The 17,966-nt window shown below is 52.3% G+C and carries 21 protein-coding genes; 9 read left to right on the top strand and 12 right to left on the bottom strand.

Annotated elements, in window-relative coordinates:
• Positions 1–84 precede the first annotated feature (84 nt).
• Positions 85–1,008 carry a Kdo(2)-lipid IV(A) acyltransferase gene (locus A6A26_RS12645; protein WP_063879034.1) on the bottom strand — a complete coding sequence of 308 codons (924 nt, stop codon included), beginning with the start codon at positions 1,006–1,008 and terminating at the stop codon, positions 85–87.
• Positions 1,009–1,271: 263 nt separating this feature from the next.
• On the opposite strand from A6A26_RS12645, the gene A6A26_RS12650 reads away from it, so the two are divergent.
• Positions 1,272–2,321 carry an oxygen-dependent tRNA uridine(34) hydroxylase TrhO gene (locus A6A26_RS12650; protein WP_063879035.1) on the top strand — a complete coding sequence of 350 codons (1,050 nt, stop codon included), beginning with the start codon at positions 1,272–1,274 and terminating at the stop codon, positions 2,319–2,321.
• Positions 2,322–2,359: 38 nt separating this feature from the next.
• Here A6A26_RS12650 and A6A26_RS12655 read toward each other — a convergent pair whose 3' ends face one another.
• The 8 genes from A6A26_RS12655 to A6A26_RS12690 form a co-directional block, all read right to left on the bottom strand.
• Positions 2,360–2,935 (bottom strand): YceI family protein, encoded by a 576-nt coding sequence (locus A6A26_RS12655; RefSeq protein ID WP_063879036.1) that lies wholly within the window; start codon positions 2,933–2,935, stop codon positions 2,360–2,362.
• Between the two features lies 1 nt (position 2,936).
• On the bottom strand, positions 2,937–3,512 hold the full coding sequence (locus A6A26_RS12660; RefSeq protein ID WP_063879037.1) for a cytochrome b: 576 nt from the start codon (positions 3,510–3,512) through the stop codon (positions 2,937–2,939).
• Between the two features lie 294 nt (positions 3,513–3,806).
• Positions 3,807–4,922 (bottom strand): N-methyl-L-tryptophan oxidase, encoded by a 1,116-nt coding sequence (gene solA / locus A6A26_RS12665; protein ID WP_063879038.1) that lies wholly within the window; start codon positions 4,920–4,922, stop codon positions 3,807–3,809.
• A gap of 96 nt (positions 4,923–5,018) precedes the next feature.
• Positions 5,019–5,273 carry a biofilm formation regulator BssS gene (gene bssS / locus A6A26_RS12670; RefSeq protein WP_063879039.1) on the bottom strand — a complete coding sequence of 85 codons (255 nt, stop codon included), beginning with the start codon at positions 5,271–5,273 and terminating at the stop codon, positions 5,019–5,021.
• A 247-nt stretch (positions 5,274–5,520) separates the two neighbouring features.
• Positions 5,521–5,793, bottom strand: a complete 273-nt coding sequence (locus A6A26_RS12675) for a hypothetical protein (protein ID WP_063879040.1) — start codon at positions 5,791–5,793, stop codon at positions 5,521–5,523.
• A gap of 145 nt (positions 5,794–5,938) precedes the next feature.
• Entirely contained in the window at positions 5,939–6,184 is a 246-nt protein-coding gene (dinI, locus tag A6A26_RS12680) for a DNA damage-inducible protein I (protein WP_063879041.1), read from the bottom strand.
• Between the two features lie 62 nt (positions 6,185–6,246).
• Positions 6,247–7,290 (bottom strand): dihydroorotase, encoded by a 1,044-nt coding sequence (pyrC, locus tag A6A26_RS12685; RefSeq protein WP_063879042.1) that lies wholly within the window; start codon positions 7,288–7,290, stop codon positions 6,247–6,249.
• Positions 7,291–7,447: 157 nt separating this feature from the next.
• Positions 7,448–8,011, bottom strand: coding sequence for a lipoprotein (locus tag A6A26_RS12690; protein WP_063879043.1), 564 nt, complete (start codon positions 8,009–8,011; stop codon positions 7,448–7,450).
• Positions 8,012–8,452: 441 nt separating this feature from the next.
• On the opposite strand from A6A26_RS12690, the gene rimJ reads away from it, so the two are divergent.
• The 5 genes from rimJ to A6A26_RS12720 all read left to right on the top strand — a co-directional run bounded on the left by rimJ (position 8,453) and on the right by A6A26_RS12720 (position 14,413).
• Positions 8,453–9,043, top strand: a complete 591-nt coding sequence (gene rimJ / locus A6A26_RS12700) for a ribosomal protein S5-alanine N-acetyltransferase (protein WP_063879045.1) — start codon at positions 8,453–8,455, stop codon at positions 9,041–9,043.
• 15 nt (positions 9,044–9,058) lie between these two features.
• Positions 9,059–9,700, top strand: coding sequence for a DUF480 domain-containing protein (locus A6A26_RS12705; RefSeq protein ID WP_063879046.1), 642 nt, complete (start codon positions 9,059–9,061; stop codon positions 9,698–9,700).
• Entirely contained in the window at positions 9,701–10,621 is a 921-nt protein-coding gene (locus tag A6A26_RS12710; protein ID WP_063879047.1) for a Gfo/Idh/MocA family protein, read from the top strand.
• 121 nt (positions 10,622–10,742) lie between these two features.
• Complete coding sequence (gene murJ, locus A6A26_RS12715) at positions 10,743–12,281, top strand: murein biosynthesis integral membrane protein MurJ (protein WP_063879048.1); 1,539 nt, start codon at positions 10,743–10,745, stop codon at positions 12,279–12,281.
• Between the two features lie 440 nt (positions 12,282–12,721).
• Complete coding sequence (locus tag A6A26_RS12720) at positions 12,722–14,413, top strand: methyl-accepting chemotaxis protein (RefSeq protein WP_063879049.1); 1,692 nt, start codon at positions 12,722–12,724, stop codon at positions 14,411–14,413.
• Between the two features lie 368 nt (positions 14,414–14,781).
• On the opposite strand, the gene flgN is transcribed toward A6A26_RS12720, so the two are convergent.
• The 3 genes from flgN to flgA form a co-directional block, all read right to left on the bottom strand.
• Positions 14,782–15,213: a flagellar export chaperone FlgN gene (flgN, locus tag A6A26_RS12725; protein WP_063879051.1), complete on the bottom strand. Its 432-nt coding sequence runs from the start codon at positions 15,211–15,213 to the stop codon at positions 14,782–14,784.
• Positions 15,214–15,218: 5 nt separating this feature from the next.
• Positions 15,219–15,521, bottom strand: coding sequence for a flagellar biosynthesis anti-sigma factor FlgM (gene flgM / locus A6A26_RS12730; RefSeq protein WP_063879053.1), 303 nt, complete (start codon positions 15,519–15,521; stop codon positions 15,219–15,221).
• A gap of 103 nt (positions 15,522–15,624) precedes the next feature.
• On the bottom strand, positions 15,625–16,284 hold the full coding sequence (gene flgA / locus A6A26_RS12735) for a flagellar basal body P-ring formation chaperone FlgA (RefSeq protein WP_063879055.1): 660 nt from the start codon (positions 16,282–16,284) through the stop codon (positions 15,625–15,627).
• A 153-nt stretch (positions 16,285–16,437) separates the two neighbouring features.
• On the opposite strand from flgA, the gene flgB reads away from it, so the two are divergent.
• Genes flgB through flgD form a run of 3 tightly spaced genes read left to right on the top strand, consistent with a single transcriptional unit; the run spans position 16,438 to position 17,942 of the window.
• Entirely contained in the window at positions 16,438–16,851 is a 414-nt protein-coding gene (gene flgB, locus A6A26_RS12740; RefSeq protein ID WP_063879057.1) for a flagellar basal body rod protein FlgB, read from the top strand.
• Between the two features lie 2 nt (positions 16,852–16,853).
• Positions 16,854–17,258: a flagellar basal body rod protein FlgC gene (gene flgC / locus A6A26_RS12745; protein WP_063879059.1), complete on the top strand. Its 405-nt coding sequence runs from the start codon at positions 16,854–16,856 to the stop codon at positions 17,256–17,258.
• Positions 17,259–17,270: 12 nt separating this feature from the next.
• The gene (gene flgD / locus A6A26_RS12750; RefSeq protein WP_063879061.1) at positions 17,271–17,942 is read left to right on the top strand and encodes a flagellar hook assembly protein FlgD; all 672 of its coding nucleotides are present in this window, start codon (positions 17,271–17,273) and stop codon (positions 17,940–17,942) included.
• The last annotated feature ends 24 nt before the right edge of the window (positions 17,943–17,966 follow it).

Below are 17,966 nucleotides of genomic sequence, written 5' to 3' on the forward strand. Positions count from 1 at the left end.
TACACAACCCTTGGGGCTGATGTCACTCTTATGTCACTGTCGTTTATCATCGTCATCGTCATCGGCTGCGACGCCGCAGTGGACTCAATAGCGGGAGGGTTCCCCCTCTGGACGGGTTTTAAAACGACGGTGTAGCCACATGTACTGCTCAGGTGCCAGTAGCACACCGTCTTCCACCACCTTATTCATGCGCCGTGCGGTGTCTTCATCGCTGGTCAGCGGAAAGTCAGCGCTCACGTCAGGCAAAATAATCAACTCGTAGCCGCGCCCTTCAGGCAGACGACGCGGTACAAAGGGAATAACCGCCGGTTTACCGGTACGAATGAGCATATGCGTACCCACGGTGGTTGCCGCCTTTTCGACGCCAAAGAAGGGCACAAATACGCTGCTGCGCGGGCCATAATCATGATCGGGTGCGTACCAGATAATATCGCCACGCTTCAACGCCCGAATCATGCCTTTAAGATCCTTGCGATCTAACATCCCTTTGTTTGATCGCATGCGGCCTCGCGTCTGCAGCCAGTCGATGAGTTTGTTGTCGTTGGGCCGATAAACGCCGATGCCGGGATTGTGGATGCCAAACATCCGTGCGCCGATCTCCAGCGTTAAAAAATGCATGCCAATTAACAACACGCCACGCTGGGTGTCATGCGCCTGCTGGATGTGTTCCAGACCAGAAGGTTTGTGCCATTTGTGAATCCGCCAGTCGGGCCAGAACCAGGCCATGCCGGTTTCAATCAGTCCCATGCCCACCGATTCAAAGTTATGCTTGATCATGGCTTCGCGATCGACATCGGGCATATCCGGGAAGCTGAGTTCAAGATTACGGCGAGCAATGGCAACGCGTCGTTTCATAAATCGTCTGGCAAGGCGACCAATGCCGCTACCCAGCGCATAGAGCAGCGGATAGGGCAGCAATACCAGGATATACAGTAAAACGACACCCAGCCAGGTAAACCAATAGCGGGGATGAAGAAGCGCACGTGAAAATTGAGGCAATTGGGTCATCTTAAATATTATTATCCTGCGTCGTGCACCAGCGGTGCTGTTTTTCGTCAGTTGCGGTTATTGTGCCATTTTTTTTCCCACTGCTGAAATGTTACAACATTTCGCAGATTGTTGCCGGGAGTGAAAAAAGAGAGATATAAGTACTCGGGCCACCGAAAATGTACAGGTTTAACTATCAATTTTTCTTATACGCTTCGCATTTTTATCAATTCAGGTATCATGTGCGCGCTAAATTTCTTCTATTGATAACAGGAACGAACACCATGCCAGTGTTACATAACCTTGTTTCCAATAAAGAGCTGAAGGCGCGTATGTTGGCTGAAACCGAGCCGCGCACCACAGTCTCTTTTTACAAGTATTTCACTATTGCCGATCCAAAAGCGTTTCGTGACGAACTGTACCTCGGTTTAACCGCGTTAAAGGTGTTTGGCCGTATTTACGTCGCGCACGAAGGTATCAATGCACAGCTCAGCGTTCCCGCCAGCCAGTACGAGGCGATGAGAGCTTTTCTGTACGGCTTTGATCCGGCGTTGAATAACCTGCGAATGAATATTGCGCTCGACGACGATGGCAAATCATTCTGGGTACTGCGGTTGAAAGTGCGTGACCGCATTGTTGCCGATGGCATCGATGACGAGACCTTTGATGCCAGCGATGTTGGCAACTATTTGAAGGCGGCAGACGTGAACGCCATGCTCGACGATCCTGATGCGGTCTTCGTCGATATGCGAAATCACTACGAGTATGAAGTGGGGCGTTTTGACAATGCGCTTGAGGTGCCCGCCGATACGTTCCGCGAGCAACTGCCCATGGCTGTTGACATGCTCAAGGACAAGAAAGATAAAAAAATCGTGATGTATTGCACGGGCGGAATTCGCTGTGAAAAAGCCAGCGCCTGGATGCGGCATAACGGTTTTGAGGATGTCTACCATGTCGAGGGCGGCATTATTGAATATGCCCGCCGTGCACGTGAACAAAATTTACCGGTACGCTTCAAAGGTAAAAACTTTGTTTTTGATGAACGTATGGGTGAGCGCATTTCAGATGATGTGTTATCTAACTGCCATCAGTGCGGTACGCCTTGTGACACCCACGTAAACTGCGTCAATGACGGTTGCCACCTGTTGTTCATCCAGTGTGAAAGTTGTGCGGAAAAGTACGAGCACTGCTGTAGCCCGCTGTGCCAGGAGGAAGCGCGCCTGTCACCTGAAGAACAACGTGCCCGCCGCGCCGGACGTGAGAACGGGAATAAAATCTTCAATAAGTCGCGTGGTTTGTTGAATATGACTATTCCAGCGCCAACCCGCAAATAGTCGCCGCCGCCTGAAGCCTGGCTTCAGGCGGCTTGTTATTACTTACGCACGCCTTCCACTGAGATGATTAACTCAACCTTCTGAGAAGCAGGGCCCAAATCCTGGGTAATGTTAAAGTCTTTCAGCGCTATCTCGCCTTCGGCTTCAAAGCCGGCACGATAGCCGCCCCATGGGTCCTTACCTTCGCCCATCATTTTGGCTTCCAGCGTCACCGGTTTTGTCACGCCGTTCAGCGTTAAATCACCCGTTACGGCCAGCTTGTCGCCCTCTTTTTTCACTGCCGTGGACTTAAATGTCGCCGTCGGATGTTTTGCGACATTCAGGAATTCCGGGCCACGAATGTGTTTGTCACGCTCGGCATGGTTGGTGTCCACGCTGTTGGTGTTAATGGTGACATCCACTTTATCCGCCGAGGGGTTATTGGCATCAAAGCTGAATGAGCCATCAAAGTCTTTAAAGGTGCCGTACAGCCAGCTGTAGCCTAAATGCTGAATACGGAACTGAACAAAGGCGTGCTGGCCTTCTTTATCAATTTTGTAATCCGCCGCGTTGGCGGTCAGTGAACCCAGCAGTAAACCGGCGCTTGTGATGGCCAGAAGCGTTTTCTTAAACATATTACTTTTCCTTTTCAGAGGTTGATCGGATGCGCAGACCCAGCATCCTTTTCAGGGTGATATCGCGATCGATAAAGTGGTGTTTTAACGCGGCCAGGCCATGTAAGCCCGAAAGGATCACAATGCTCCATGCCAGCCATAAATGAATATCTCCCGCTAAATCTGCCTGTTCGCCCGCGCCGGTCAGTAGAGCAGGCAGGGAAAACCACCCGAATACGGAAATGGGTTTGCCGTCGGCGGTAGAGATTAAATAACCGCTGAACAAAATGGCGATAAGCAGGCTGTAAAGTAACCAATGCGCGACGACCGCGCTGATACGCACGGCGGTAGAGTAGCTGCTCAGGGGTTTGGGCGGCGGGGAAATCACGCGCCACAGGAGACGAATAATCAGGGCCAGCATCAGCATGACACCAATGCTTTTATGGATCTCTGGCGCATTGTGATACCAGGTATCGTAATAGCTCAGACCGACCATCCATAAACCCAGTGCGAACATGGCATAAATGACCAATGCCATTGACCAGTGTAAGAAAACAGAGAGCAATCCATAATGGCTGGATGAATTATTTAGCGACATTTTGCAGCGGCATCTTAAGAATAAGTGGAAATAAGAATCTACAGAATGAAACACAAAAGCAATAATGCTTACTTTTCTATAAATATCTTGTGTACTGATGAAATCGACTCGCGAAGTGAATCGGGTAAGCACAATATTATTGAATGAGAAAATTCCAGAATGGATGAAAAAGGCAAAAAGGGGACAAAACAGGCCGGTAACGGAGAGATAACAAGGGAATAAAACGCAAAAAAACCGCTGACTGTAAATTTATGTCAGCGCGGCGCCAGGTTAATCCCGTTCGCCGCACCGTTTTTAATGAAAACGTGACAGCCTGAACGGCGAAAGATCAAATTCAAAAGGCTGGTTCTGAGCAAACTGACTGGCGAGCTCACCTAACACGCTGGCAAATTTAAATCCGTGGCCGCTTAAGCCGGTTATCACCAGACGATTGGGTTCGCCCGGCAAGGTATCGATAATAAAATCTTCATCGGGACTGAAATCATAGCTACAGGCTTCGCCGTGCAGACATACGCCCACGCCGGGCAAGAACTGGCGTAAAAAGCGAAATGTTTCACTGCCATCGGCGGCAAGGCTGCCGAAAGGTTTGCGATCTTCCGGTTGGGTCATCAGCTGACCACCGTCATGGCGGCCTACCTTCAGGGCGTTGTTATCGGCGGGGAAGCCGTAATACTGGCTGCCATCGGCCATTTCACAGGTGAACCCCGGAAACGCATTGTTTTCACTGTAGCGCCCATCCGCCTGATACCAGGCAAAGACTTTACGTGTTGGTGATACCGGCAGGTCAGGTATCAGTTTGCTCACCCATGTGCCTGCGCTCACCAGCATCTTGCGACCGCGATAAATGCCGTCAAGAGTGGTGACCTGCTGTAAATCGCCTTCGCGGCTGATTTGCGTCACCGGGCAGTTAAACAGCTGCGCGCAGCCCTGTTTTTCGGCCAGCTGAATCCAGCTTCGTACGGCCTGTTCGCTTTTTAAAAAGCCGGACTGAGGTTCAAAGACACCCAGATAACCATCGGGAACGGTAAACTGTGGCCAGCGTTTTCGGACTTCCTCGGCCTGTAATACCTCGACAGCAAGCTGCCAGGTTTTTGCGCTATTGATGACGTTTTGGATAAATTCGGAATGCGCGGGCGCGATATTTAAGACGCCGCAACGGTGCATGATGCGTTCGGCAGCCTGCTGTTCCAGCGCATCCCATAATGCTTGTGCCCGCAAAACCAAAGGGACATAGCGTTCGCCTTCTCCGTAAGCATGACGGATGAGGCGGCTTTCGCCGTGGTGAGCGCCTTGAGTATGGGGCGGATGTGCGCTGTCAATCATCAGCACGGAGAGGCCCGCTTGTGTGGCGTAATAGCCTGCGGCTGCGCCAACGGAACCGCTACCGACCACAATAAGATCGTAAATCATGAAAATGGAACTCCTGAAAGGGTTACATAATCAACAGCATACCAGAAAGCCCAATAAAAAAGGCACCCTGGAGGGTGCCTTGCTGATGCAGCAGTATTAATGCTTCTTTAGTAGTCGTTCTATCTGCTCGGCAGATTCAATCTTAGCGATACCCGCTTCAAGAATGGAGATGAACTGCTTTGCTACATCAGTCGTCAGCCAGTAGGTAGGGCCAACGTCTGCGTCTTCTTCAGTTTGATCTTGCGACGAAAGGGAGTGCAGACGGATCATCATCGCATCATAGCTGTCAACAGTACTAATATCCCAGCCCACCAGTGGATGGGTCTGAATTACATCTTTGCGACTGTCCATTATAACCTCCTTATTACTCGTTAAACGAAGTGCATGATGAGGTTCAATGCGGCTTTTTAATTTCCACTGCGAAACAATTATAACAGCAAAATAGCGATTTACTGATTAAACGTATCACGGAACGCCTGAAAGCAGAATATTTGTTTCTAAAACGGTAAGGCTGAGAAGATATAATACCTGAATGCTGGGGCAGTAATCGTCCTAATTGAACAATAAAAATGGCTTATTATCCCTCGTTGACACCACGTCAGATAAGCGAGGTTTCAGCGCCTGTCGTGCCGCTGCGCTTTTGTAACGTCTCTGCCAGGCGGGCAAACTGCTGCTGCAGCTGCTCATCATGGTTTTGATTTTGCGCTTCAAGAGAAAGATTATGCACCAGTAACTGACTGGCCCGGTCATCAAGACAGAAAATCAGGCTGGAGAATGCATTTTCCAGCACCGTTAAACGACGCTGCTGTTCACCGATAAGCGTTAACAGCTCGCCAAAGGTCATCGCTTCTTCTGGTTTGTCTGTAGTCATGGGATGCAACTCCTTTTATGCATGATCAGCGCCAGCATAGGGCATTGATCATTCGGAGTCCAGATGGGGCGAGCGGTTAGTCAGACTTTAAATGAAGATAAAAAAACCGGGCGGCGAAACCCGGCAAAAAACAGCACAGTAGCGGTTAATCGGTAGTAAACCAGTCGTCAGCGCTTTCCCATGTTTGTTGCAGGATTTCGCTGATTTGATCACGCGTATCTTTATCACCACCCAGAACGCTTAACTGGTTAGCCGTGGCGTAACGCACCTTGACGTGGTTCGTGAATTGCGGAAAGTGTTCATCAATGCGGCGCGACAGCTCCTGGCTCAGGGCTTCCATCGCGCCAGCGGGAAGAGGTTGGGTCTTGGCAACGGTAATTTCAACACGCATAAAAGCCTCCGTATAAGATACTGTATATAACTACAGTATTATTAATCGGGAGGCAAGTGAAATTATTTTACGCGCCAGTTCAGCGTTTCACCGGCAAGGAAAGGCACCAGCTGATGTGAACCCATCTCAATGGTTTCTGCCACTGTCCACGGCTCACGCACCAGCGTGATCTGGTCCTGATTAAGCGGCAGGCCATAGAAGCGTGGACCATTCTCAGAACAGAACGCTTCAAAATGCTGCAGGGCATCGAGCTCTTCAAATACCGTCGCATAAGCGGGCAGGGAGGTTGGCGCATTAAAGACGCCTGCACAGCCGCAACTGCTCTCTTTCAGATGACTTAAGTGCGGTGCCGTGTCGGTCCCCAGGAAGACGCGTGGATGACCGCTGGCTACCACCTTACGCAGAGCCTGCTGATGTGTATTGCGCTTCAGGATCGGCAGGCAGTAAAGATGAGGACGAATCCCGCCGACCAGCATATGGTTACGATTGAACATCAGGTGTTGAGGGGTGATGGTGGCGGCCAGATTTTCATTGGCGCTTTCCACATATTCCGCCGCGTCTTTAGTGGTAATGTGCTCCATCACGACTTTCAGCGCAGGAAATTGCTGACGCAGCGGCTCCATCACCGTTTCAATAAAGCGGGCTTCGCGATCGAAGATATCAATATGCGCGTCGGTGACTTCACCGTGCACCAACAGCGGCATGCCCAGCGTTTGCATCCGCTCCAGCACCGAGGCAATTGACTGAATATTGGTGACGCCATGACTGGAATTGGTGGTCGCATGAGCAGGATAGAGCTTGGCTGCCGTGAACAACCCGGAACGGAAGCCGCGTGTCAGTTCTTCAGGATCTAACGAGTCAGTGAGATAGCAGGTCATCAGCGGCGTAAAAGCATGACCATCAGGCAACGCGGCCAGAATGCGATCGCGATAAGCTTCGCCCGCTGCGACGCTTATCACCGGCGGAACCAGATTAGGCATGACGATGGCACGACCATTGACCGCGCTGGTATAAGGCAGCACGGTTTTAAGCATATCGTCATCACGAAGATGGATATGCCAGTCATCTGGGCGGCGGATAGTAAGTTGCTGAGGTTGTGCGGTCATTAATACGGCTCCGGCATGAAGGATAAACGAATGGCGTGTTTGGGCCGGGTTATAAGCATAAGGACTCAGGCAACCGTTTGCACCTGTTTTTGCATCTCAAAAAAAATCCGCGCCGAAAAGCGCGGAGTTGAAGCGGGATCAAGACATCGGTAAAGCATTAATCGGTGAACGGAATCACCAGTTCGCCAGGTTTAACTTCCAGACCTTTAGCAAATTTTTTCGCCAGCGATTCAGCTTTACTGCGGTCGGCGCTCAGCACATACGCAGGCTGCTGGTCAAAATAGCTTTTTAGCGACTGATTCAGGTAGGGCGTCAGCGTTTTCATGATAGAAGCCATCTTGTCTGGCTGAACCTGCGCATCCACGATTTCCATATCACGCAGGTAGACGGCACCTTGCTGTTGGTCGAACACAGGTTGGGCGCGCATCTTGAGCTGCATATCGGCCTGCTGTGGGCCAAACAGCGAGGACACATTGATCTTGGCATTACCCGATAACGTGACCTTACCCGGCTCCTCACGACCAATCTGACTGGTGAGGTTGTTCAGCACGATATGGGCATTAACCAGTCCCGACACACCAATGTCTTTTTCGAAATTATTGTGTTTTTGCAGTGCCTGATTCACGTCCTGTTCGCTGATGGTGTATTGGGTTAACTGATTACAGCCGCTCAGCAACACCGCTAAAAACAGGGCAATCAGCCCGTAAAAAGCCTTCTTCATATTTCCCTCATTTAAATGAAAAAGTAGATCACGCCATAGCCTGCCTGAATGCAGGCAGTCTGTCATCAGGAATGGGCTGAGATGGCGTTGCCGTATGTGCCTTTCAGCAAGGGCGCTGGAGATCCCACAGGCATAAATGCACAGCCTGATCTTGTCCGGTAAATGTGCCTTCTGGCGCAAGTCAGGCGGCTTCTTCAGGGGCTGATGCCGTCAAGGCGAAGCAAGGAAGGGATGAAAACCACGGCGACATCAGACGCGGCCTTTATCATGCCGGTCAGCGTAAAACCATTCCGATCACCTTCACGGTCAGCGTGTCGGATGATAAACAAACAGCCCGGCGGCCATTGTGTGTGTAACGTTTTACCGCAGACCTGGCGGCGGTTATAGTGAATGTTATCAAAGACTGGCATTTCCTTCCCGCCATGGATTTCAGGAGAGATGATGTTTGGCTATCGTTCTGCCGCGCTGAGGGTGCGACTCACTACCGAGCGGCTGGTGGTAAGACTGGTTCACGAACGCGATGCGTGGCGATTAGCGGACTACTATGCTGAAAATCGCGATTTTCTCAGACCCTGGGAACCGGTACGCGATGACAGCCACTGCTATCCGTCTGGCTGGCAGGCCCGGCTGGGCCTGATTGCAGAGATGCACAAACAGGGTTCAGCTTTCTACTTTGTTTTGATGGACAGCAACGAAACGGAAGTCCGCGGCGTGGCGAACTTTAGCAATGTCCTGCGTGGGGCGTTTCATGCCTGCTATCTCGGCTATTCCCTCGGCGAGAAGTGGCAGGGGCAGGGCATGATGTTTGAGGCACTGCAGTCGGCGATCCCGTACATGCAGCGGCAACAATATATTCATCGCATCATGGCTAACTATATGCCGCACAACCAGCGCAGTGGTGATCTGCTGGCGCGCCTGGGCTTTGAAAAAGAGGGATATGCTAAAAATTATTTAATGATTAACGGCCAGTGGCAGGATCATGTCCTCACGGCGTTAACCTGCAAAGAATGGACACCTAATCGTCGTGGGTAAGAAGAGGAATGCTGAATGAAGATGGCCTTATCAGCGCAGGCCCTGCGCGTTCTGGGTTGCCTGCTGGAAAAGCAAATCACTACACCGGAACAGTATCCGCTCTCATTAAACGGCGTAGTGACCGCCTGTAATCAGAAATCAAACCGCGAACCGGTTATGGCGCTGAGCGAAAGCGACGTGCAGGCTGAACTCGATCTACTGGTAAAAAAACACCTGGTCACGTCTAACAGCGGCTTCGGTCAACGGGTCGTTAAATACGAACAGCGTTTCTGTAATTCAGCTTTTGGTCATTTGCAACTGAGTCGTGCAGAAGTCGCCGTGCTCACATTACTGTTCCTGCGCGGGGCGCAAACCCCGGGCGAACTGCGCACGCGAAGTGGTCGCCTGCATGAGTTTGCAGATGTCACCGAGGTTGAACAGACCCTGGAAGCGTTGGCATCACGCGAAGACGGTGCAATGGTGGTGCGCCTGGCCCGCGAACCCGGCAAACGTGAAAGCCGTTTTATGCACCTGTTTGCCGGCGACGTGGAGCAAGTACCCTCTCAGGCTGATGCCGTCCCGGATGATGCTGCGCTACTGGAACGCGTGACGTTGCTGGAGCAGTCTGTTGCAGACTTACAGGCGCAACTGGCGCTTTTACTGGAAAGAGAACAATAGATGACGATTCGCATTGGTTTAGTCGGGATGGGTGGTATTGCACAAAAGGCCTGGCTGCCGGTTCTGTCTCAGGCTCAATCCTGGCAGTTGGTCGGTGCCTTTTCCCCTAATCAGGCAAAAGCGCAGGTCGTCTGTGAACGTTATCGTATTCCGTGTTTCGGGTCTTTGAATGACCTTGCTGCCGCCTGTGATGCCGTGTTTGTTCATACCAGTACCGCCAGCCACTACGAAGTGGTGCATGCGCTGCTGCTGGCAGGAAAGGATGTGTGTGTAGATAAACCGCTGGCGGAAACCCTTAACCAGGCTGAAATGCTGGTGACGCTGGCCGAAAAGAAACAGCGCCGGTTGATGGTGGCCTTTAACCGCCGTTTTGCGCCCCGCTATCAGCAGCTCAAGGCGGAGATGGACGCCGTTGCCTCACTGCGTATTGAGAAACATCGCGGCGACAGCGTAGGGCCGCATGATCTGCGCTTCACCTTACTGGATGATTACCTTCATGTCGTCGACACCGCGCTGTGGCTGGCCGGAGGGCGCACGCTTCCCCGCCAGGGACATATCGCCACCAATGAACAGGGACAAATGCTCTATGCTGAGCACCATTTCAATGCCGGCCAGGTGCAGGTGACCACCAGCATGCATCGTCGCGCAGGAAGCCAGCGTGAACGCATCAGCGCGGTAGGGGATGGCAAGTGCATTGATATTCTGGATATGCGCGACTGGCAGGAGGAGCGCGGGGCGGGCGTGATCATGACACCGCCTGCGCCATGGCAGAGCCATCTTGCCCAACGCGGTTTTGTCGGGGCGGCAGAACATTTTATTCAATGTGTCGAAAATCAGACAAAGCCGGAGACCAGCGGCGAGCAGGCCCTGCTGGCGCAACGCGTGGTCGAATCGATGTGGCGCGATGCCGAACGGGAATAATGCCTTGTAACACTCATCGCTGGTCATTTCGCACGATGGCAGTAGACTATCGCCCGAGCTGTGACCTAACCCGTGCTAAGTCACGCATTTAGCCGATTCTTTTCAGGATGCCCCATCAATTATGAATTTGTTGAAATCGCTGGCAGCGGTCAGTTCTATGACTCTGTTTTCCCGCGTGCTGGGCTTCGCCCGTGATGCCATTGTAGCGCGTGTATTCGGTGCCGGCATGGCCACTGACGCCTTCTTTGTGGCGTTTAAACTGCCCAATTTGCTGCGACGTATTTTTGCTGAAGGCGCGTTCTCGCAGGCTTTTGTCCCCATTCTGGCGGAATACAAAAGTAAGCAGGGAGAAGAAGCCACCCGGTTGTTTGTGGCCTACGTATCGGGGCTGCTTACCCTGGCACTGGCCCTGGTGACCGTGGCAGGAATGGTTGCCGCGCCCTGGGTTATTCTGGTGACCGCGCCGGGGTTTGCGGACACCGCAGATAAATTCGCCCTCACCAGCGCGCTGTTGCGCGTAACCTTTCCGTATATTCTGCTGATCTCCCTGGCGTCCCTGGCCGGGGCGATACTGAACACCTGGAACCGTTTCTCCGTTCCCGCATTTGCGCCAACCTTGCTGAATGTCAGCATGATTGGTTTTGCCCTTTTTGCCGCACCGCACTTTCATCCGCCGGTTATGGCACTGGCGTGGGCCGTAGTGGTGGGCGGCGTGTTACAACTGGGCTACCAGTTACCCCATCTCAAAAAACTGGGGATGCTGGTCCTGCCGCGTCTCAACCTGCGTGATGCCGGTGTATGGCGCGTTATGCGTCAAATGGGGCCCGCGATTCTGGGCGTGTCGGTCAGTCAAATCTCGCTCATCATCAACACCATTTTTGCTTCTTTTTTGGTGTCTGGTTCCGTTTCCTGGATGTATTATGCTGACCGCCTGATGGAGTTTCCTTCCGGCGTACTGGGTGTTGCGCTGGGAACCATTTTGTTGCCGTCACTGGCGAAAAGTTTCTCCAGTGGCAATCATGATGAATATTCGCGCTTAATGGACTGGGGCCTGCGCTTATGCTTTTTGCTGGCGTTACCCAGTGCGGTGGCGTTAGGCATGTTGTCCGGGCCTCTGACTATCGCGTTGTTCCAGTATGGCAAGTTTACCGCTTTTGATGCGGCGATGACCCAGCGCGCCCTGATCGCCTATTCCGTCGGCCTGATGGGCCTGATTGTGGTGAAAGTACTGGCACCGGGATTCTATTCACGTCAGGACATTAAAACTCCGGTCAAGATTGCTATTGTAACGCTGATTGTGACTCAGCTTATGAACCTGGCCTTTATCGGCCCTCTTAAGCATGCCGGGCTGGCGCTCTCAATTGGTTTGGGTGCCTGTCTGAATGCCGCGCTGCTTTACTGGCAACTGCGTAAAAAGAAGATCTTCCAGCCGCAACCGGGATGGGTAGGTTTTTTACTGCGTTTATTGGTGGCCGTCGTGATAATGGCTGCCGCGCTGTTTGCGATGCTCTACTGGATGCCTGTCTGGGAGCAGGGCAACATGCTGTGGCGTTTGCTGCGGCTGGCGTTGGTCTGTGCCGTTGGCGGTGGCGCTTACTTCCTGGCGCTTGGGCTGATGGGCTTTCGCCTGCGCGATTATGCGCGACGCACGACCGTCTGAATGTAAAAATGCCTTGAGCGTGGCGTGATGTGTTAACCCTTTATGCAAGCCGCAACGGATCGCGTTGCGGCTTTTTACTGCCCAGGCGCAGAGCAGGGTGAGGTACGGCGTTCCCTCGGCCTCACTCAATGACAGCCATGATGCAACGCTCCTGGTTGCGCTATAAAGCGCAGGTGATACCGGCTCACGTTATGGCAAGGGTTGATGAATAAAGCGTTGTGATGAAGGTAAAACCTGTGATGTAGCGAGAAAAAAGCGTTTCACTGAGATTTGTCATCAATAATTCACGGTTTATTCGTTGATCTTTCGTATCTGGAAAAGCGGGATCGTGAAAATGCTAATGTTGTAATAAATTGATTCAAAAGTAGATTTTTGCATAAAACCCTTTCCTGTCCTGCCGATGAATACAGTCAGTCAATCATCAACAGGAGAGAAGGGAAATGCACACCAACGCCACTGAAAACGAAAAGCTAAGTCTCTGGCACAACCTCAAGCTTATTCCATTGTTCAGTCTGATCTTCGGCAGCATCTTATTTCTGTTCGTATTAAGCAGCAGTATTTCCGCCTGGTTTCTGAGCCAGGGCAGGCATTCGCTTGACGTTTCGACTGATGAAATTGAGGTCCGGCAGGGGCTGCTTGACAGTTCAACGCACATGCGTTCAGCAAGGCTGAATATCATTCAGGCGGGTGCTGCCACGCGCATTGCGGACACCGACAAATATAACGCGTTTTTACTCGCCACCGATGCCAGCGTTAAGAAGGCCGAGAAAGGACTCAACATTTATCTTAGCCGCGCCGTTAAGACGCAAGCCGGGATCGATCTTGATGCGCAGCTTCAGTCCCGATTTAACGATTATCTTCATAAGGGACTGCTGCCGATGATCGAGGCGGCCAAACAGGGCAGTTTTGAAGAGATCATTGCAGATGAAACCGAGGCCGACACCCTCGACAGGGCCTATAAAGATGTGCTGATGAAAGCGATTCAGATGCGGAATCAGCGCTCTCAGGATATAAAACAGCAGGCCGTAGAGCAGGTTAAGACAGGTTATATCACCATGTTAGCGGCTTTTGTGTCGTCAGTTTTGGTTGTGCTACTCGCTTTTGTGTTACTCAAAAGGGTGGTGATTACCCCGTTACGGCAGTCTCTGTTCCGTATTGACCTGATCGCCCATGGCGACCTGACCGCCAGGCCTTCCGCCTGTGGACGCAACGAGCCGGGCCGGCTGTTGTCCAGTCTTCAACTGATGCAGTCCTCCTTGTCGAATACGGTCGGCTCGGTGCGCACTGGCGCAATCGCGATTCTCCAGAGTGCGGGAGAAATTTCTTCCGGCAATAGCGATCTTTCGTCCCGGACAGAACAGCAAGCCGCATCACTGGAACAGACGGCGGCGAGCATGGAGCAACTGACTGCGACGGTGAAGCAAAACGCAGACAATGCTCATCATGCGTGTCAGATGGCATCTGACGCGTCGGGTAAAGTCCAGACGGGCGGCGACATTGTGAACCGCGTTGTAAAAACGATGGACGACATTTCCGGCAGCTCGAAAAAGATTGCAGAAATCACCAGTGTTATTAACAGCATTGCTTTCCAGACCAATATTCTCGCGCTGAATGCGGCGGTAGAAGCCGCGCGGGCAGGGGAACAGGGCCGTGGTTTTGCCGTTGTTGCCAGTGAAGTGCGCAACCTGGCGCAGCGCAGCGCGCAGGCGGCAAAAGAAATCGAAACACTGATTTCGGCTTCTGTCGGGCTGATTAACGGCGGCACTGCGCTTGTCAGCGACGCGGGCAGTACTATGATGGCAACAGTTGAGTCCTTTCGCCGGGTGAATGACATTATTTCTGAAATCGCGGCGGCCTCCGATGAACAAAGCAAGGGCATTCAGCAGGTTAGTCAGGCTGTTACCGAAATGGATGCTGTGACACAGCAGAATGCGTCGTTGGTTGAACAGGCCTCGGCGGCGGCGGCTTCGCTCGAAGATCAGGCCGATAAACTGACCCAGGCCGTTTCAGTTTTCAAAATCGAAAACCACTCTGTAACCCATTCCCTTCCCCCTTTCTCTGCGGTAGCCAAATCCGTTGACGCAGTATTGACTGTGCCTGACGTCGGACATGAAAACTGGGAGGCCTTTTAAGCAGGAGCAAGAGTGACTGACGGAATGCGTGTCTTCTCGTTGGGTGAGATGCACGTCAGGCTTAAGCGGCTATTATCTCCAGCGCGAAGGACATGGCGGGTGAAGCCGCCATGATCAGACGGAATTGCCTGTGTTTATTGCCACGTCTCAGGCAAGCCTGATATCAGTCTGCAATTTCATAAATGGCGAGGCGCCCGCGCCGAAAGAATCGATACGGCAGCGCGCAGGCGCGTTCAGACCCGGGCGTTGGGATATAAAAAAAACCGTCATCCCTGTGAGATGACGGTTTTTTCAAGACGGATGACTTAAGGTTTGTCATCACCCAGCAGAGACAACAGGTTGTCTCTGGGGAGTGACAGCAACACCGGTCAGCCTTTACGGCTCAGCGTTGCCTGCCCTTGTCCTTTCCCGTCCGGGCCATAAAACGCCTGCGTCTGGTGAGGTTTCAGAACGTCTAAAGCGTCATGGGTAAAGGTAATTTGATGCTGCAACAAAATACCGTTGTGAGTATTTGCATTGTGTAACCGACGCGTGTGCTGCTGGATACCTTCCCAGCGGCGCGCCATGTCACTCTGACCACGATAAGGGGCAGATGTACCCAGGCTTTTCTCGTTACTACGACGCATCTCGTCTAAATAATTCAACGTACTCAGTAGCGCACTTTTATCTTCTGTAATGCGCTGCAAGTTGTTGCTGTTGATCATTCCAGACGACAGCTGTTGTTGCTCTTCATCCAGCACGGTGGCCAGAGACACCAGCACTTCCTGCATCTTATCTAACGTGGTCAGCAAATTACTCATGGGGATTATTTACCCTCTAAATACGCCTTAGTGTCGGCAATTAGCGCATCGGCGATTTTGCCAGTATCCATCTTCAACTCGCCATTACGAATGGCGGTTTTCAATTGTTCTACGCGCTGGACATTAATGTCCTGGCTGCTGGGCTGCATAAGCTGTGCTTGTGCACTGCTCAGGTTAACCTGGGCGGCTGCAGGCGTGGTTGCAGTTGTACTGCTGCTCTGACGCACTCGGGCAGTTTGTTGCTCGCTGCTGTCACGTGTTTGCACGGTGCTTGCGGGCTTAGACGGTTGTGTTCTGTCGATGCTCATATTCGGGCTCCTGTGAGGTCAGGGGAGTCTGCCACCTGAATCATAATAGCGTAATCGCTTAGCTGATTCTTCTATCGGCAGATAAACAGGCTTCTTTAATGTTTTATAGTGTTATAAGAATTTTCCCATCATCGCTCACACGACCACTCACAACCTGACCATTTCCCATACGCACCCGAACCCACTGCGATATCGTGCCATTGTTCAACGCTTTGCCCTCACCGCTAGCGTCAAACCCGTCTCCGCTGGCCACGACCATCACATCCTGGCCTGCTTTAACGCGCCATGGCTGGCGCAACATAGACTGACTTACAGGTTGCCCCGGTTGGATATCACGCAAGACCACCGCATCCGCTACTGACTCATCGTTGAGCAACGTGCGCGGAGGCAACGTATCCAGACGTCCGTTTTCAATGCGGAAATCATCTTTGCTAACGGTATTGCCACGGGGAATGGCGTTTTTAGCGACCAGATACGCCCCAGTGACCTGTACCTGCACCTGAATATAACGGCGATTCTCACCGCAGTTAGCCGCCACACTCATGTTGCCCCATGCCCGGCTGTTGCCCGGCAGGGTAAATTGTGGTGCGTCACACGCTGGCCACTGCGTCTGCGGCGTGCGGATAACCACATTCATGCCTGCCGCGTGTTGGGGATCACGCGCCTTAAAAAACTGGTTCAGTTGGGCACTGAAATCGCCTGCCATAACGGGTAAGGCAAACAGGGCCAGCAGGCCGGCTAACAGGGCTGGATATCCACGCATGTGCTTTTCCTCACTGATGATGTCAACGAGTGTACGCGCTTAAAAAAAAACTCAAGAGCAAAAATAGCGACGATTTGAGGCGTTATTCAGACGATGACTCTTGCTTTTTCCCGATTAAGCTGCCAACTCGAAATTCTCATTTGCGGAGGAAGCATGCTCGACAAACTCGATGCGGCGCTACATTTCGGTACCGAAGCCCTTAACCTGCGAGCTCAACGTCAGGAGATTCTGGCATCTAACATTGCCAACGCCGACACCCCGGGCTATCAGGCCAGGGATATCGACTTTGCCAGCGAGCTGAATCGGGCAATGGCGAATGGACGTGCTGAAGGCAGTAGCCTGGCGCTCAAAGTCACTTCGTCGCGTCACATTGAAGCGCAGACGAACTCGGCACCGTCAATGAATATGCTGTATCGCATTCCGGATCAGCCATCTGCCGACGGTAACACCGTGGATATGGACCGCGAACGTACGCAGTTCGCGGATAACAGCCTGAAATATCAAACCGACCTCACGCTTATCAGTAGCCAAATCAAAGGCATGATGAGCGTGTTACAAGGGCAATAATTATGGCCTTGCTTAATATTTTTGACATTGCCGGCTCAGCAATGACCGCGCAATCACAGCGATTAAACGTCAGCGCCAGTAACCTGGCTAACGCCGACAGCGTGACCGGCCCGGACGGACAGCCGTATGTGGCAAAACAGGTCGTTTTTCAGACCGATGCTGCTCCCGGTGCTGCGACAGGTGGTGTGAAAGTGGCGCAGGTCGTGGACGATCCTACGCCGGCAAAACTGGTCTATGACCCAGGTAACCCAATGGCAGACAACAAAGGTTACGTGAAAATGCCTAACGTGGATGTGGTAGCCGAAACGGTGAACACCATGTCGGCGTCACGCAGCTACCAGGCTAACGTCGAGGTACTGAACACCGTGAAGTCGATGATGATGAAAACGCTGACCCTGGGTCAGTAACGGAGAAAAATAATGGCTATCTCGGTAGGCGTTAATGAAAAGCTGGACCCCACGGTACTGAGTTCGTCCAGCACCGGCACGGGGAACAGTTCTCAGGACCTGCAAAACCAGTTCCTGACCATGCTGGTCACACAGTTACAAAACCAGGACCCGACAAATCCAATGGATAACAGTCAGCTGACGACGCAGCTGGCACAGATCAACACCCTGAGCGGTATTGAAAAACTGAATACCACGCTGGGATCGATTTCCGGCCAGATCAGCACCAGCCAGTCTCTGCAGAGCTCCACGCTGATTGGACATGGGGTGATGGTCAATGGCTCCCAGATCCTGGTAGGCAAAGGCACCACGACACCGTTTGGCGTTGAGCTGACTAACGCAGCGACCACCGCCACGGCGACGATCAGTGACGCACAAGGCAATGTGGTCAGTACCCAGGACTTGGGTTCACTCACTGCGGGCGTTCACACCTTTTCGTGGGACGGAAAATTACCTGATGGCAGCGTTGCGCCAGATGGTAAATACAAAGTTGCGATTGCTGCCAGTAACAGCAGCGGTCAACAGGTAGCACAGCCACTTAATTATGCCTACGTCAATGGCGTAAGCACGGCGGGTAATACCGCAACACTGGATCTCGGCACCATGGGCTCCGCCACCCTTGACGACGTACGTCAGATTCTCTGATTCACCTGTAGACAGGAGAGGTTT

Source organism: Pantoea sp. OXWO6B1, assembly GCF_001641135.1.
GTDB classification, from domain to species: Bacteria; Pseudomonadota; Gammaproteobacteria; order Enterobacterales; family Enterobacteriaceae; genus Pantoea; species Pantoea allii.